11 protein-coding genes and 2 pseudogenes are annotated in these 17,037 nt (G+C 60.2%); 5 read left to right on the forward strand and 8 right to left on the reverse strand.

Translation table 11 applies throughout. The annotated features are described in order from the left end of the window. The 3 genes and pseudogenes from BN1117_RS11450 to BN1117_RS11460 all read left to right on the forward strand — a co-directional run. Window positions 1–645, forward strand: coding sequence for a LutC/YkgG family protein (locus BN1117_RS11450; protein ID WP_040097494.1), 645 nt, complete (start codon window positions 1–3; stop codon window positions 643–645). After that, entirely contained in the window at window positions 645–3,437 is a 2,793-nt protein-coding gene (locus BN1117_RS11455) for an FAD-binding and (Fe-S)-binding domain-containing protein (protein WP_040097496.1), read from the forward strand. Before BN1117_RS11450 ends, BN1117_RS11455 begins: the two co-directional genes overlap by 1 nt. A gap of 172 nt (window positions 3,438–3,609) precedes the next feature. Then, window positions 3,610–4,046, forward strand: a pseudogene (locus tag BN1117_RS11460) (alpha/beta fold hydrolase); the annotation flags it as partial. Between the two features lie 258 nt (window positions 4,047–4,304). Here the strand turns inward: BN1117_RS11460 and BN1117_RS11465 are convergent. The 5 genes and pseudogenes from BN1117_RS11465 to BN1117_RS11485 form a co-directional block, all read right to left on the reverse strand. Beyond that, entirely contained in the window at window positions 4,305–4,727 is a 423-nt protein-coding gene (locus tag BN1117_RS11465) for a hypothetical protein (protein WP_040097498.1), read from the reverse strand. Between the two features lie 788 nt (window positions 4,728–5,515). Continuing rightward, a pseudogene (locus tag BN1117_RS19995) lies at window positions 5,516–5,788 on the reverse strand (type VI secretion system PAAR protein); the annotation flags it as partial. Between the two features lie 702 nt (window positions 5,789–6,490). Next, the gene (locus BN1117_RS11475; protein WP_040097666.1) at window positions 6,491–7,531 is read right to left on the reverse strand and encodes a lipocalin-like domain-containing protein; all 1,041 of its coding nucleotides are present in this window, start codon (window positions 7,529–7,531) and stop codon (window positions 6,491–6,493) included. 277 nt (window positions 7,532–7,808) lie between these two features. Next, window positions 7,809–10,238: an ABC transporter permease gene (locus tag BN1117_RS11480; protein ID WP_040097502.1), complete on the reverse strand. Its 2,430-nt coding sequence runs from the start codon at window positions 10,236–10,238 to the stop codon at window positions 7,809–7,811. Between the two features lie 30 nt (window positions 10,239–10,268). Next, complete coding sequence (locus BN1117_RS11485; RefSeq protein WP_040097503.1) at window positions 10,269–10,949, reverse strand: ABC transporter ATP-binding protein; 681 nt, start codon at window positions 10,947–10,949, stop codon at window positions 10,269–10,271. A 197-nt stretch (window positions 10,950–11,146) separates the two neighbouring features. On the opposite strand from BN1117_RS11485, the gene BN1117_RS11490 reads away from it, so the two are divergent. Then, window positions 11,147–11,617: a DUF4357 domain-containing protein gene (locus BN1117_RS11490; RefSeq protein ID WP_040097505.1), complete on the forward strand. Its 471-nt coding sequence runs from the start codon at window positions 11,147–11,149 to the stop codon at window positions 11,615–11,617. Between the two features lie 105 nt (window positions 11,618–11,722). Then, window positions 11,723–13,165 carry a sodium:proton antiporter NhaD gene (gene nhaD, locus BN1117_RS11495; protein WP_040097507.1) on the forward strand — a complete coding sequence of 481 codons (1,443 nt, stop codon included), beginning with the start codon at window positions 11,723–11,725 and terminating at the stop codon, window positions 13,163–13,165. A gap of 76 nt (window positions 13,166–13,241) precedes the next feature. Here the strand turns inward: nhaD and BN1117_RS11500 are convergent, their stop codons facing one another. From BN1117_RS11500 to BN1117_RS11510, 3 genes are all read right to left on the reverse strand, one after another. Next, the gene (locus BN1117_RS11500; protein WP_040097508.1) at window positions 13,242–14,453 is read right to left on the reverse strand and encodes a Bcr/CflA family multidrug efflux MFS transporter; all 1,212 of its coding nucleotides are present in this window, start codon (window positions 14,451–14,453) and stop codon (window positions 13,242–13,244) included. A 109-nt stretch (window positions 14,454–14,562) separates the two neighbouring features. Next, window positions 14,563–16,248, reverse strand: a complete 1,686-nt coding sequence (locus BN1117_RS11505; RefSeq protein WP_040097510.1) for a hypothetical protein — start codon at window positions 16,246–16,248, stop codon at window positions 14,563–14,565. A 188-nt stretch (window positions 16,249–16,436) separates the two neighbouring features. Further along, window positions 16,437–16,922: a YqhA family protein gene (locus BN1117_RS11510; RefSeq protein ID WP_040097512.1), complete on the reverse strand. Its 486-nt coding sequence runs from the start codon at window positions 16,920–16,922 to the stop codon at window positions 16,437–16,439. Window positions 16,923–17,037: the final 115 nt, after the last annotated feature.

The raw sequence follows: 17,037 nt of genomic DNA on the forward strand, positions 1-17,037 counted from the left end.
ATGTCGAGCAAAGAGGCTATCTTGAACCGCCTGCGCGGCGCCGCCACCCCCATGGCCCACGCCCCCCATGGCTGGCAACCCTGGCGCGGGGAGGATGAACAGGCGCGTCGCGAGCGCTTTGTTGGCATGATCACCGCCAGCCACGCCGAGATCCTCACCGTCAAGGAGGCAACCCTTGCCCGGGATCTGACCGCCTGGCTGGATGAAGAAGGCGTGACGAGTCTGGCCTGTGGCCAGGGCGGCCGTTGGCAGGAAGCGGTCGCGGCCGCCTGTGCCGGGCGATCTGTGCTGACCCCGGCGGGGGAGTTCGCCGGCTGGAAAGACGATCTGTTTGACGTTTGTCAGGCGGGCATCACCCACTGCGCGGGGGCCATCGCTGACACCGGCACCCTGGTGTTGCTGCCCGATAGCGGCGAGTCGCGTACCATTTCGCTTGTGCCCCCCTGCCATATCGCCCTGCTGGCGGCCTCCACCATCGCCGACAACCTGGCGGGGCTGGTGGCGGCCGGGCGCTGGCAGCAGGCCATGCCCACCAATCTGTTGCTGGTCTCCGGCCCCTCCAAGACCGCCGACATTCAGCAGACCCTGGCCTACGGTGCCCACGGCCCGAGCCGCCTCTTGGTAGTGCTGGTGGAGGATTGCTGATGCTTTGGAACCAGTTTGATGCCGCCGTGCTCTCGCACATCCCGCCGGAGCGGCTGGTGAGCGACCCGGATCTTCGGCTGGCCCACGGCACGGACGCCAGCTTCTACCGGCTGGTGCCCGAGCGCATTGTGCGCCTCGACTCTTTGGATGAAGTGCGCTTCGTGCTGGGGGTGTGCCGCGAATTGGGTCTGCCGTGCACCTTTCGCGCCGCCGGCACCAGCCTCTCGGGTCAGGCCCTGAGCGATTCGGTGCTCATCACCCTGACCGACAGCTGGCGCGGCCACCGCATTCTGGACGAGGGCGCCCGCATCGCCCTGCAACCCGGGGTGATCGGCGCCGATGCCAACCGCTATCTGGCGCCTCTGGGCCGCAAGATTGGGCCGGATCCCGCCTCCATCAACGCTTGCAAGCTGGGCGGCATCGCCGCCAACAACGCGAGCGGCATGTGCTGCGGCACCGCCCATAACAGCTATCACACATTGCACGCCATGACCTTGCTGCTGGCCGATGGCACCGTGCTGGAGAGCGGCGATCCCCAGAGCCGCGCCGCCTTGGCGGCCAGGCGCCCGGAGCTGCTCTCGGGGCTCGCCGCCTTGCGCGCCGAGGTGCTGGCGAACGCCGAGCTTGCTGCCAAAATTCGCCACAAGTACCGGCTCAAGAACACCACCGGCTACGCCATCAATGCCCTGCTCGATCATGAGGACCCCGTCGATATCCTCACCCACCTGATGATTGGCTCGGAGGGAACCCTCGGCTTTATCGCCGAGGTGGTGCTCGACACCGTGCCCGAATACCCCCACAAGGCCTCGGCCCTGCTGGTGTTTCGGGACGCCGAGCAGGCGTGTCTGGCCACCTCGCGCCTGAAAAGTGCGCCGGTGGCGGCGGTGGAGCTGATGGATGGACGATCCCTTCGCTCGGTTGCGGGCAAGCCCGGCCTGCCGGACTTTATCAAGGCGCTGGATTTAACCGCCTGCGCCCTGCTGATCGAGGTGCATGGGGCATCGAAAGAGGAGCTGGTCGATCGCTGCGAGCAGGTGACGGCAATGGCGGCCGAGTTCGCTCAGGTCGCCTCTGTGCCTTTTACTACCGACAGCGCCGGGCTCTGGGCCATTCGCAAGGGGCTCTTCCCGGCGGTGGGGGCGGTGCGTACCACAGGCACCACCGTCATCATCGAGGATGTCGCCTTTCCCATCGAGCGCCTGGCGGAGGGGGTGGCGGGGCTGCAGCAACTGTTCGACAAGTTTGAGTATCACGAGGCCATCATCTTTGGCCACGCGCTGGAGGGGAACCTGCACTTCGTCTTTACCCAGGGGTTCGATGATCCGGCCCAGGTGGCCCGCTACGGCGCCTTTATGGATGCGGTAGCCGAGCTGGTCGCCGTGCGCTTTGGCGGGTCCCTCAAGGCCGAGCACGGCACCGGCCGCAACATGGCCCCCTATGTGGAGCTGGAATGGGGGCCGGAGGGGATGGCGCTGATGCGGCGCATCAAGACGCTGCTGGACCCGGACGGCCTGCTCAATCCCGGCGTCATCATCAACGACGACCCCAAGGCCCACCTGGCACACCTCAAGCCCATGCCGGCGAGCGATGCCATCGTGGACCCCTGTATCGAGTGCGGCTTTTGCGAGGCGGTCTGCCCCTCGCGCACCCTGTCGCTCTCGCCACGCCAGCGCATCGTGCTCTATCGCGAACTGGCCCGTCGCAATCGTGCCGATGAGCCCTCCAACCAGCTGGCCCGGCTGTTTGACTATCAGGGCATCGACACCTGCGCAGCGACCGGGCTCTGCGCCGATCGCTGTCCGGTCGGCATCAACACCGGCAGCCTTATCAAGAAGTTGCGCAGCGAAAAGTACCAGCGCTTCGTGCCCATCGCCCGCTGGAGCGCCGATCACTTCGCCGGCGTTACCCGCACAGCCCGCAGTGCGCTGGGCCTCAAAGCCATTGCCGGCAAGGTGTTGGGAGACAAGGCGCTGGCAGGATTGGTTAAAGGGGTTCGCCATCTGAGCAGCCAGCGCACACCAGCCTGGCTGCCGACCCTGCCGGGGCCGAGCCGCTACCAGTGGCCGCCAGGGGAGGGGAGCAATGACGGTTCACGCGAGCGCGCTGTGGTCTATCTGCCGTCGTGCGCCAGCCGGGTATTTGGCCAGCAGGAGGAGGCCCCGTCACTGCCGGATGTGGTGCAATCCCTGCTCAGGAAGGCGGGCTGCCGGGTCATAGTGCCGGCGAGCGTTGAGGGGCTCTGCTGCGGCATGCCCTATGACAGCAAGGGGATGAGCGAGGTGGCACAGGCCAAGCGTAATGAGCTGGCCGAGGCCCTGTGGCAGGCAAGCGAGCAGGGGCGCTGGCCCGTGCTGCTCGACACCAGCCCCTGCGTGCAGCGGCTGCTTTCAGGGGCACTCGGCAAGGGCCTTCGGGTGTTTGAGCCCGCTGCCTTTGTGCTGGAACACCTGCTGCCCCACCTTGAGCTGACACCCATCGATGAGACAGTGATGCTCCATATCACCTGCAGCAGCCGGCGCATGGGGTTGGGGGATAAGATGCTGGCGGTGGCCCGCACCTGTGCCCGCGAGGTGATAGTTCCCGAGCATATCCAGTGCTGCGGCTTTGCCGGTGACAAGGGGCTGATGACCCCGGAGCTTAACGCCGCCGCGCTCGCCAGCCTGCCCGCCCAGGTGCCCAGGGATTGCCGTCAGGGTTTTAGCAATAGCCGTACCTGCGAAATGGGGCTCAGCCAGCACGCGGGCATTCCCTATCACAGCATTCTGTATCTGGTGGATCTGGCAGCGAAATAGGAAAACAAAAACGGCAGGATAAAAAATCCTGCCGTTGGTGGAGGAGCCAAACGCCCGGGGCGTTATCCCCGGGAATGGTTGTGCGCGATTGTCAGAGCTTGCATAGAGAAAACGGATTATCCCATCCCTGCCGGATTGTGTGCGTCAAGCACCTGCCGGTGAACAGTTACCGCGGGTGCTGGTGCAACTGGGCCGCCTTGGCCAGCACTTCCTGCCCTATATGTGGCTCTACCGGCTGTTTGCCTTCATCATCATGCCACGCCAGCACCATCAGGAGTTGCGCAACCTTTTTGTGCGCGAGTTGTGCGCGAGGCCCGCAAGCTCTGCCAGAAGGAGTTCAAACGCTGGTTCCGCCTTGCCACCGAGGTTAACCCGCTGATGCGTTATTTTCGCGAACGCTCCCTGCCCATTCCCACCCTCTATGTAATGGGGGAGGAGGATCATATGTTTCTGGCACCTGTGCGCGAACAGGTGGCCCGCGATGCCAGCTCTTCGCTGGCGGTCATTGAGCAGTGCGGCCATGTCTGCAATGTGGAGCAGCCGGAGCAGTTTAATCGTCGTACGCTCGCGAATTCCGGCGAAGTTGAACAGCCATTCCGGCCAACGTGAACATCCTAATCCTTAACGCGCTCACGTCATCCCGTTTCTAACCGACATTCCGCACCTGATTGCTTTTTCGGCGGCGATAGCTGCGCGTTCACAACAAATGACAGCATTGAGGTGTTGGCAGTTGAGACACTTTCAGGGCTTTTGAGAAAGCTTTTAGACGAAACTGATATGGAAAAGGCCAGCATATGCTGGCCTTTTTCACAAGAAAATTACTTTTATGAAAATCGATTTTAAAGTTTAAAAGCCACAATTGAGCTATCAGTCCGTGTGCTGTTTTTCTTTTAATCTATGACATTCATCAATTGATATGGAATAGACTTGATAAGAGTTCCAACGAGACACTCGCTTTAAATCTTGACACTCTACATAATATTCAGCTTTAGCATTTAACTTCATTTTTGTTGCAAAGGTTAAGGTCGGTGCTATAGCGAAAATAACAATCAAAACGCCGCGTTGAAAAAACTTATCTGGATTACCAACCTTTGCTACAGACATTAACACATGAATTATTAATATCATGCCAACTAATGGAGCACAGTAAGAGGCCCAAATATTGGCAATACCACTAATCCGAAATGACTCAGCACTATTAGATAATGCTGCGTACAAATCCTCTGATACCTGTTCAAAACCGAACCAGATAAAAGCTGCTGCAATGATTAGTCTGACGAAATGGATCATTCAACCAACCTTTTAAGCGAGTTGCCGATCTCATCTGAGAATCCATACCGTTCGTCTAATGCGTCAAGCTCACGTCCCATGAAAAAGGAACCAAACGCAAAGAGTGCGCCTGTTGCCAAAATCCCTGATACAGGTAGTGTCGCAACGACTAGAGACATGGTTACTAACGTCGTCATACCTTTGATAATGTCGCCAGAGCTATTGCCCACGAACTCGGCTAAAGTCGCTTCATCACGCAAGATGTAATCAGCAGCATTGACCCCGACAGCAAAGGCCACCTCGATCCCCGCATTTACCTTGACCCATCGAGCCGCCCCTTTGACATCATTCAAACCAATACCGATTTGAACTACTCGTGGATTACTCGCCTTCCATTTGTTCCCTTTCATCAAGGTCTGAGCATGACGGCGATAGTTTTTGATGATCACATAATCGATACCCTTGATGTTCTTGGTATAAGACATAACACCAAACCCACCAAGTCCTTTAGCTGTCTGAGCTGCGGTTTTAACGCCGTCTACCAAGTCGTGGTAGCTCTTAGTCGTACCCACAGCATCTTTGCCACCCATCTCGGTATAAAGCGTCTGTAGCAGCTCTTTAGCTTCTTCTAGTGACAAGACTGCAATATCAGTTGGTGCGGTTGTGTATACGACCTCTAGCGTTTTGCCCTGGGCAAAGTCATAGGGAGGCCAATAGGCATTCTTAGCTGGGATTTCTACAGGAGCAGCAGGTTGTTGCATTGGTGCAGTTGCCGATCTTGCTGCTGGTGCTTGATCCCCAATTACTACAGTTCCCGAGCCGATGATCACACCACCACAATCAACAGCCCCACCAGTTAATGCAGCGGGTTTTCCATTGATAAAGACGGTAGAAGATCCTGATGCAATCGATCTGGGGTGCGGTGGGTTGTTTGGTTTGTCATGTGGGGCGAGGGGATCACCAACACGGGCTGCTGGGATACCGTCAATGAATACATCCGGCGAACCAGCAATGATGGCAGTGGGATGAAATCCATCATGATCTGTCCCAATATCCCCAACTTTCGCGGCTTTCTTGCTCAAACCGTGCTCCTTGCTATCGATGATAAAGCAGGCAAAAAGGGCACTTTATCATCAATGCACCAATCGAGACCATAAAAACGATTTCTGAAAGCGGCAGTCTGTGACGTGATCATAACAACAATGTCATGCGTGGCTTTCATTGGGGCCGCGAATGAGCAATGGATTCACAATTGAAGCTGGCTCTGTCAAGTTAAAAATAATCTACTTGCTCAACATCATTACTGCTCAGGTGGGCTAAATTACTGATCCCAACAGTGCTACATCTTGCCAGAAGCCTTGTGGCGTAAGGAATTAGTGCATTCTGACGGCAATGTCTGAGGTAACAAGACCCAGCGACGATGTGTGATCCATGTCACCTGTAGAAGCGCTACGAGTGCAGTAATCTACTATTCGGAGTGGCTATTTAGCCTCTTTCGGAACCTTGGGTGCCGGATGAGAAAGATATCAAAAACCGACCAACTAAAGTGAGTAAAAAGTTAGTTATCGCTCGGATTTTGAAAGGTTTTTTGACGAGGATCAGACTTGAGCCAAGTTGGCTGCGGGTTGAGTGGGTAAGGTGTGTTCAATAAATAAACAGATAAGACATCCTTGACGACTGGCGCCAAGTGACAGAAGTGGCTGGGCAATATCACTGTGATGCCCTGTTATAAGGGCTATGGGTTTCGGGTCATCGAGCAGACCGGCCACGTTTGTCGAGGGTGTTCAGTAGCCGGTCATCTCCAGATAGCCGACCCCCTTGGCATCCCCCGAGACAGAGACAGCTCCCTCCCAGTAGTCAAAGCGACCTGTCATGGCCTGATTGGGCTGACGGGCTTTGATGGTGAGGCTCATTCCGGCGGCGTTTAGCTGCCACTCGACGGGGTAATCCTGCCCCTTGGGGCCGCGCCAGGTGTTGCCCGGCGTAAGGTGAATCGCGTCGGGGGCGAGCACCCGGCTGCTGCCATCCTGTTCAATCAAGATGCCGTAGCGGTTCTCGGGCTCTGCGCGGCCAGCCTTGGTGCGCAGGCGAAACAGCATCAGCTCGCGGCCATCGGCCAGTTGCAGCGAAAACCAGTCCCAGCCCGATTGCCACTCGGCCAATACCGAGCTGCTCCACTCGTGATCAAACCAGCCTTGTCCGGTGACGGTGCGGGTCTCGCCATCGCGAGTCAGGGTGCCGCGAAGAGTGAGGCGCGGGTAGGAGTAGTAAAAGGAGGCGTTGCCCGGGCTCTTCTCGCTGTAACCGGCCTTGCCTTGCAGCACCAGCGGCTTGGCGGCAGTGACGGTGAGGTTCAGTTCACCAATCTTGCTCTGCACCTTGAGGGTGGCGGGGAATAGCGCGGCCCCTTGCGAGGCAAGCCGCCACTCCCTGAGCCAATATTGGCCGCCGCTGGCCCCTGCCAGTCCCGGCCCCTGCCGACTGGCCCGTTCATCTTGCTGGTGAGTGCCACGGTCGAGATCCGTGATGGCAAACTGGGCCAGCCAGAGCTGGGGGGTGAGCCAGGGGTTGCTGGTGCGGAGTGCTTGTTCGATCCCTTGCCGAAACAGGGTCCACTGCATGCCATATTCGTGCCCCTGTTCATCCTTGAGATTGCCGGTGAGATACCACCACTCGGAGCGGTAATCGGGGTGGGCGGCGTGATCCTCCGGCAATTGGATGGTTTGCCCCGGCAGCACCTTTTTAAAGCTGTCGCTGCCGCCGCCGAGCAGGGCGCCCAGATCACTGGCCTGCGCGCTGCCAATCATGGCGATAAGCGGGAGCAAGAGGGCGGCGAGCCACAGGAACCGCAAGGAGGAGAAGCTTCCCCTCACCCTGGCCCTCTCCCAAAGGGAGAGGGGATATCTCGCGGCCGCTCTGCGATCTTCTCTGCGCTGGCGTAAGGCCGGGGATACAGGGCTGGTCAATGGGATCGTCAAAGCATGGCTGAGCCAGCGCGCTAACCGATATGTCATACCACTCTCCTTGCGGCATACCAGGAGGCCAATGCGCCGTGTATCAGGTGTGAGAGCCAGCATGCTGGCGTATCTCGCGGTTGTCGGCTCATACCACCCTCCTTGCGGCATACCAGGAGGCCAGTGCCCCACAGACCGGTGCCAGCAACAGGGCGGTGACCGCATGAAGGGGGGCGGCCTCGAAGGCGAGGCGCCAGCCAAAGGCGCGGGGGTTGACCACCTCGATCAGCACCCAGGCGAGGCCATAGCCCACCGGCAGGGCCAGCAGGGCGGTGAGCAGTCCCAATCCCGCCCCTTGCCACACCAGCAGCTGGCGGCAGTGGCGGGGGCTCAAGCCCAGACTCTGCAAGGTCTGCAGCTCGCCACGGCGGGCCAGCCCCAGCACCATAAAGGCCGAGCCAATGCCGACAAAGGCGATGCCGAGGATCAGCAATTTCAATAGTTCGGTCACCACAAAGGTCTGGTCAAACACCTTGAGGGCCGCGCTGTGGATGGCGGGGGCGGAGAGCAGATTGAGCAGCTCGCCAAAGCGCTCGCGCAGACGGTCGGCCAGCTGTTCGGGGTCGTTGCTAAAGAGGGCGAGGGATTGCACCGCGCCCCCTTCGAAGGCGTGCAAAATTTGCCCCTTGTCGCTGCCGTAATCCTGATAGACGCCGGTGACGGTGAACTGCCTTGGCCCCTGCTCGCCGCTGATCGCCAACGTCTGGTCCACCTTGACCCCGAGGCGCACCGTCAGCGGCTCGCTCGCCAGCACCTCGTCAGGGCGGGTCGGCCAGCGCCCGGCCAGCAGCGGATAGGCGGCTTTGATCTGGGGAATAAAATCCATCTGCGCCCACTCGATGGGCTGCCCCTGCCAGCGGGCGGGATGCACCGCGCGGCGCGAGGCGGCGCTTACTTCTGGTGCGGCGAGCAGGGTGTGCAGGGTCAGCGGATCCAGGGTGCCGCGACTGCCAGCCACACCCTTGGGGGCGGTGACATAGAGATCGGCGGCCAGACGCTGGCCGAGCCAGATCTCCACGCTGGAGCGAAAACTCGACACCATGACCCCGATGCCGATGGCCGCCGCGATGGCGAGCTGCAACGCCATCACCGCGATGGCGGTGCGATCGAGGTGATAGCGGGTCTCGGCCACGGCGAGCCGGGCGGTGAGGGGGCCGCCCGCGCGCCGTCGCAGCCAGCCAAGCAGGCCGCGCAGGGCATCGGGTAGCATCAGCGCCATGGCCAGCAGCCAGCCGCCAGCGATAAAGAGGGCGCCACTCAGACCGGTTTGCGGCAGCCACAGGCACAGAGCGCACAGCAGCAAGATGGCGAGGGCCAGCATGCGCCGCCGCCATGGGTGAGCGGGGGGAGGAGTGTTTCCGGCGCGCAGTTCAAGGGGGGATTGGCGCAGCAGTTGCCACCAGCCGGGCAGGTTGGCAGCCAGCGTGCCGAGCAGCCCGATCAACAGCGCCTTGAGCAGGCTCAACGGGGAGAGGCGCAATAGGTCGATGGGGTTGGGCCCATAGAGATCGGCCAGCGCCTGGGTCAGTTGCCCCATCAGCGCCAGCGCCAGCAGGCTGCCGAGCAGCAACCCGAGCAGGGTGCCGATGGTGGCGAGGATCATCAGCTCCAGAATGAGCCAGCGGAGCACCCGGCTCGGCCCCATCCCCAGAGTGATCAACTGGGCCAGCTGGGGGCGGCGCACGCTCTGGACAAAGCGCTGGGCGTTGAACACCAAGAACAATCCCACCGCCATGGCGAGCAGGGAGAGGGCGGTGAGGTTGAGGGCCAGCGCATCGCCAAGCTGGCTGGCATCGAGTGCCGGGCTGATGGGCTCAAGCCACAAGGGCTGGTTGGGGTAATCGGTTTGCAGGGTGGCCTGCAGGGTGCGAGCCTCGGCGTCGCTTAGCTTGAAGACGATGCGATCGAGCCGACCCGCTTTATCCAGCAGCGGCTGGGCGAGGCCGATGTCGGTTATCAGCAGCCGCTCCATGGGCACGGCGCCCGGTTCAACCGTGCCCGCCAGTGTCAGGGTCAGGGTTCGGGGGCTTGTACCATCACTGCCGCCCAAGACAAAACGGCGGCTCTGGCCTGCTTGCCAGCCAAGGCGATGGGCCTCGGGGGCCGCCAGCCAGATGCTGTCGGCGCGGTTGAGGGAAAAGGCGGGCTCGCTCTCCCGCGTGGCGCCAAACAGCTGGCGCAGGGGGCCGGGGTTGAAGAGATCCATTCCCAGCAGTTGAAAGCTGCGCCCCTCGTCATCCTTGAGCCAGCCATGGAGCTGGGGCATGGCATCGAGGGCGGGTTGGCTGGTCACCAGCTGTACGTAAAGCTGCTCATCCAGCCCGCCAGCGGGAGCCAGCCGGTAGTTGGCTTCCCCGGCGAGCTGGCTGCGGGCGGCGACAAAATTGGTACGGGCACTGTGATTGAGCAGCTCGATGGCCACCACCAGTGACACCCCCAATACCAGCCCGGTGAGACTCATCAGTAGCAACCAGGGGTGGCTGCGATAGAGGCGCAGCAGCGCTTTGAGTGGCAGCATCAGCGTGCCCCCGACAGACGCAGTCGCTGTTTAGTCATGGCGAGGCCCCTTGAGTTCGATAAGTTGGCCCCCTTCGAGGCGCAGCACCCGGTCGGCCAGCGCAGCATAGGCGGGGTTGTGGCTCACCAGCAGCAAGCCTGCGCCGGTATCGCGCACTGCCGCGATCATTAACGCCATCACCTGCTCGGCATTGTGCTCATCCAGGCTGCCGGTGGGCTCGTCGGCCAGCAGCCAGCTGGGTTGATGGATCAGGGCGCGGGCCAGCGCCACCCGCTGGCGCTGACCGCCGGAGAGCTGCTCCGGCCAGGCATGGCGCTTGTGGCTCATATCAAGCCGGTGCAGTAACTGGTCAATCCTGGCCTCATCCGGTGGCATGCCGTTGATGGCGAGCGGCAGGGCAAGGTTTTCGGCCACCGTCAGGGTCGGCAGCAGGTTGAAATCCTGATAGACGATGCCGAAATGGCGGCCGCGCAGGCGGGCCCGCTCGTCCGGTGACTGGTTGTCGAGACGGCGCTCCCCCAGCCAGATCTCCCCTGCATCCGGTGCAATCAGCCCGGCGATGAGGTTCAGCAGGGTGGACTTGCCGCAGCCACTTTGGCCCAGCAGCAGGGTGATCTCGCCAGCGGGTAGGGCGAGTTCGAGGGCGTGGAACAGCGGCAGTCGTTCACTGCCGTTATCGAAGCTCTTGCAGAGGTTGCGCAGGGTCAGCATGGGATAACCGCTTGATGGTCAATGGCTTTCATCATGTCATGTACGCTACCACGGCCAACAATGATCAACACCCCTTACGGTTGATCAAGAGTGCCAGTTAGTGATCAAGGCGGCAAAAGAGGTGAGGATCCTGGCTGGATCCCGCTCACCCGAGCTGGTTAGAATAGGTACTTTCATGGGTCACAGGATGAGCAAGGATGTTACATAAGCAAGTCAGTTTTATCATCGACAGCAAAGGCAACAAGCAGGCTGCCGTGGTCCCCATCGAGATCTACAACGAGCTGATGACCTTGCAAAGGGCCCTCTCCGACAACCGGCCGGGGGAGCGCGAGCTCTACCACTTCAACGGCAAGGGGGCCGAGGCCCACGGGTATCCGGTGGGCAAGCGGCAAAATCCGGGCTTTATGGTGCTGGCCGGTTCCACCGCCAATGGCGAGGATGCCGCCTCCCTGCGTGAAGCGGTGATCGAGCTGCGTCACGAACTGCTGGAGAAGGGGGTTATAGTGCCCCGCAGTCAGGGCGGCTTTGTCTTTACTGCCGATCAGCTGTTCAACAGCCCGAGTCTGGCCGCCAGTCTGGTGGCGGGTAACAACAGGAGCGGGTTGGACGCCTGGCAGAACAGTGCGGGTTATACCCTCAAGAAGTCGGGATTTGGTAAAAAGTCGTAGATTGTCCGCGGCCTTGAATTAATTGAACTTTCATTGACCTGGATGAACGTTTCTTTTTATTCAGGTGCTAGCATCCCGGCTGATGGTTCCATAAGGAAAAGGCCCATGTCCGTATATTCTCCCTTTGTTGTGCTTACCCGTGTTGTTTTACTGTCTCTTCTCTTTATCTCTCCTGCCCATGCCAGCAGTGGTTCACTGCAAGTGACCGCCTCTTCGATCGGCCTCTTCTGTCTGGGGCTCTTTATATTGGCCTATGCCCTGGTGATGGCCGAAGAGTATCTGCAACTGCGCAAGTCCAAACCGGTGCTGGTAGCGGCCGGGGTGATCTGGATCCTGATCGGGGTCATGTATGCCGAGCAGGGATTGAGTGCCGAGGCTGAAGCGGCATTTCGTCATAACTTGCTGGAATACGCCGAGCTGATGCTGTTTTTGCTGGTGGCGATGACCTATATCAACGCCATGGAAGATCGCTTGCTGTTCGATGGCTTGCGGGCCTGGTTGGTGCGCTCGGGTTTTGGTATGCGCACTCTGTTCTGGATGACTGGCGGGTTGGCGTTTTGTATCTCCCCTATTGCGGATAACCTGACCACCGCCTTGCTGATGTGCGCTGTGGTACTCAAGGTAGCCAACGGGGATAAGCGTTTCGTCAATCTGGCCTGTATCAACATCGTGGTTGCCGCGAATGCCGGCGGGGCATTCAGCCCCTTTGGGGATATCACCACCCTGATGGTATGGCAGGCGGGCAAGGTGCACTTTATTGATTTTCTGCTGCTGTTTATCCCTTCGGTGCTCAACTTTGTGATCCCTGCGTTCTTGATGAGTATGTTTGTGCCCAAACATGTCCCCAAAGCGTTGAACGAGGTGGTCGAGCTCAAACGTGGTGCATTCCGTATCGTCGGGCTCTTTATTTTGACCATTGTTACCGCGGTGGCCTGCCATAACTTCCTGCATCTGCCTCCTGTGTTGGGCATGATGATGGGGTTGGGTTATCTGCAATTTTTCGGGTTTTTCCTGCGCAAGACCCTGCCTGTATCGCTGGCACGCAAGCGGGCGCTGTATGAGCGCAATGGCGATACCGAGCGATTACGCAGTCTGGGATCCGTGGTGCCGTTTGATGTATTCAACAAGGTCGCCAAGGCGGAGTGGGATACCTTGTTATTCTTCTACGGGGTGGTGATGTGTGTGGGTGGCTTGGGCTTTATGGGCTATCTGGAGCTGGTGTCACACTGGCTCTATGACGGCGGTGACCCGACCATGGCCAACGTTTTTATCGGGATGCTGTCGGCCATCGTGGATAACATTCCGGTGATGTTTGCCGTGCTGTCGATGAACCCGGATATGGCGCTGGGTCAATGGCTGCTGGTGACCCTGACCGCAGGGGTAGGGGGCAGCATGCTCTCTATCGGTTCTGCCGCCGGGGTAGCCCTGATGGGGCAGGCTCACGGCATGTATACCTTCTTTGGCCATCTGAAGTGGCTGCCAGCCATTCTGCTTGGCTATCTGGTGAGCATAGGCGCGCACCTCTGGCTCAACAGTGCCTTGTTCTGAATAACTGGCCGCCAGCACGAAAAGAGGCTCCCGTTGACGGGAGCCTCTTTTGTTTATCTGGCCGCAAGAGTGGGGATCACTCCTTTCGCTTGCTCGCCAGCAGCCAGTAACTCAGGGTCGAGCCCAGGCCACAGCAGGCGATGGCGATGGCCATCGGCAGCGGCGATTGGGGCGGATTGAGGTTAACCAGAATGCCGACCAGGGCGCCGATGCCAAAGCGCAGGGTGCCAGCCAGCCCGGAGGCGGTGCCCGCCGCCTGCGGGAAGTGGCCCATCAGACCGGTCATGGCGTTGGCCCCCACCAGACTGATATGGCCGACAAACAGCACCACCGGAATGACGATGCCCCACAGGCCGCCAGTCTGGCTCCAGGCGTTGTAGACCAGCAAGGCGCCGGCGCAGGGCAGCACCAGCAGGCCGTATTGCAGCATCCGCTCGGCGCCAACCCCCTTCACCAGTCGGCTGTTGACGAAGGTGACCACCATCATCAGCAGGATGTTGAGGCCAAATAGCCAGCCGTAATGTTCGGTCGGCACCTTGAAGTACTCGATATAGACGTAAGGGGAGCCGCTTAAGAAGGCGAACATGCCGGAGCTGGAGAGGGCGCCGCACAGCACATAGCCCATGGCGCCACGGTGTGAGAGCACGCCCCAGTAGTTCTTCAGCACCTGGCCGAGTCGCAGTGGCTGTTTGTGCTCCGGTTTCAGGGTCTCCTCTATTTTCCACTGCATCACCAGACAGATGAGCAGACTGATCCCCACCAGCAGCCAGAAGATCACCCGCCAGTCGGCATGGGCGCTGATATAGCCGCCCACCACCGGCGCGACAAGCGGGGCCAGCGTCATCACCAGAATGACGAACGACATGGCGCGAGAAAACGCATCTTTCTCGAACAGGTCGCGCAGCAGGGCATTGACCACCACAGAGCCTGCCGCCCCGCCAGCCGCCTGCAACATGCGCCAGGCCAGCAGCTCGGGCAGGGAGTCGGCCATGGCGCAGCCCACCGAGGCGATGGCAAACATGATGAGCCCCGCCAGGATCACCGGCTTGCGGCCATAGCTGTCGGCCAGCGGGCCGTAGAAGAGCTGACCGATGGCAAAGCCACCCAAAAAGGCGCTGATGGTGAGTTGGGCGCCGTCGATGCTGGTGGCCAGATCGTTGGCAATAGCCGGGATCGCGGGCAGATACATATCCACCGCCAGCGGGGTTAGTCCCGCCAGGGCGCCGAGCAGGATAAACAGAAAACGGGGAGAGAGCATGGTGGCCTGGGGGGGCTGGCTGTGGGGCATAGGGTATCCGCTGGTGAACCTTGGTTGAAAAAAGGGAGAAGAGCGAGTCTATCAGGTTTACCTGTGGTCGGCATGACGATCCTGCTCCCTCAAAAGAGGGGGATAGACCTCACCCCGAAGGCCCGGATCGCCGGGTTGCCACGGTGTTGAGCAGCACCGTCAGCCAGAGCAGCCAGGCCAGCAACGAGACGGCATAACCGAGCCGCTCCGGCCAGCGGGCGCTCAGGGTAAAGGTGAGACGATGTGTGCCGGCGGGTACCCATACCTGCACCAGCCCGTTGGGGGTGCTGCTGACGCTCAGCGGCAGCTGCTGGTTGAGCGTCGCCTGCCAGCCCGGGTAGTCAAACTGGTGCAGGATCAGCTTGGCGGGCGCCGGGGCATCCACGGTCAATTCGATATGGCGCGGCTGCCAGTGCAGGATCTGCCACGATACGCCGTGCTGTTCACTGGTGATGGCGGGTTGAAACTCATCTTTCCAGGCCAGCAGGGTGGGGGCAAACATGCCACGCGGCACCTGTTTTGGCCGGTATTCGCGGGCGCTGCGTTTGCTGTCGAACTCCCCATCGAGCTGACTCTTGATGGGGGCCTGGGTGAGTGGCGCCTCGCGTATATAACGCCCTTGTGATAGCAGCGTGAGGGCCAGTAGGGCCCACCACACCCACTGCCATGGCCGATAAGAGGGGGTGCCCAATGCCACCACGGCCACGGTGGCAATGACCAGTAGCAGATTGAGGCGCCAGGGGAACTGCACCAGTTGCAACGGCGTGAGCAGGCGCCACAGGGGCTCGCTTGGCGGCAACATCATCAGAAAGCTCAGGGCGCCGATGATCCCCCAGATCAGCAACTCGGGATGGCGCGGCTCGCGGGCGGCGGCCCACGCTACCAGCAGCAGGGCCAGGGTGAGCAGCGTCAGCCAGGCCAGATGGCCGCGAAAGCGCCAGTCATCCCGGCTCTGGGGCAAGCGGTCGAGAAAGTTGCGCTGAAATTCGAACATACCGGTGCGCATCTGCTCCATGGAGATCCCCCCCTGATCCAGCAGGGCGGGCAGCAGCAACAGGCTGGCCATCGCCAACCCCCAGAGCTGGCCCAGCAGGGTGCCGATAAGCGGGGAGGCGGTAACAGGCGAACTGACAAGTGCTGTGTTCCCCTTGTCGCGCCAGACCAGCAGCAGGCTGCGCAGGGTGAGCAAGCCCAGAACAAGCAGGGTACTGGGTAGATGGGAAAGCGTCAGCATGGCCACCGCGAAGGTGAGCAGCAGCAGGGCAAAAGGAGCGCGGCGGCAGAGGCGATCCTGCCCCAGCAGAGCCAGTGGTGCCCAGACGAAGGCCCAGCTCTCCGCCAGAGCAAAGCGGGCATAGATATCAATGGCCAGATGATAGGGCAGCGCCATATAGAGCAGACTGGCCGCCAGCGCCCGGCCGTGGCCGGCAAAGGGGCGCAACCAGAGATAGGCGAACAGGCCGGAGAGCCAGAGCGCCACGCTGCTGCTCCAGAGCAGCGGCGTCATCGCCTCGTGGGCCAGCGGGGTGGGGCCGGCGAACAGGGCGCTCACATAGTAGGGCAGGGGGGGATAGAAGAAAAAGACCGGGCTGCCAAAGGCGCCATTCATCGCCATCAACCAGCGCGGATAGAGCTCACCTTGCCACAGCTGCACCGCAAAGAAGTGACCGGAGAGCAGATGGTGAAACAGATCATGGCCCTGGCTGCCGCCGCGCAGCCAGAATGGCAGCAACAGAAGGGCGCAGACCCCGGTCAGTACCGACACAACCCACAGCCACTCTCTGGTTACACGCATAAGGAGACTCATCTGTTATGGATGCGAAGTGAGTGTAACCGACTTGTCCCCTCGCGTTGGCCTCTGCCAGATGAAATATGTACGCTCTTTAACCGGGCTGTCGCCATGGGCACGGATAGCCCGCAGCGAGGGGATAGTGAGCCTGAATAGGGTCAGCGGCGTCCATATCCAGGCAATATGGATGGCGGTTATTTGTGTTCTGCCAGTCGCTCGGTGACGGCATAAATCAATGCGGCGAGGGAGAACGCGAGAAAGACAATCACCGACCACTTCATTTCTGTCTCATTGCTGTTACCCCCGCTCAAGAAGGCTTTGAGCACCTCGATCCCGGCGATGGTCACCAGCGAGTTGATGACAATAAGTTTCAAGGAGGCGAAGTTGATCTTGCTTAGCCAGTTATTACCCAGAGCTGCCCGCTGATCCTGGGTCTGTATAAACTGCACATAACCACAGATGGCCACCAAGATCAGCATCTGGGCCACCAGCACAAAGTCCACCAGGGTCAAGACACCGGTGATGAGCTCAAGATAGGGAATATTGATGATGTCACGGCACAGTTCATAGAGTTGCATGACAAATTTGATCATCAATAAAGCCACGCAGATCAACATGCAAATATAGAAGGGGAACATCATCAACCGGCTGCCATTGAGCATGAAGTTGAAAGGGCGCATGAACACTCCTGAACAGGGTAAGGTAGCGCTCATTATGGCGTGAAAAAGAGGACAAGGTGGAACCCCTAAGCCTGAGCCTGTAAATGATTCTGTGTGGGAGTGGATCGTTCACTGC

The organism is Aeromonas australiensis (genome assembly GCF_000819725.1).
Taxonomy (GTDB): Bacteria; Pseudomonadota; Gammaproteobacteria; order Enterobacterales; family Aeromonadaceae; genus Aeromonas; species Aeromonas australiensis.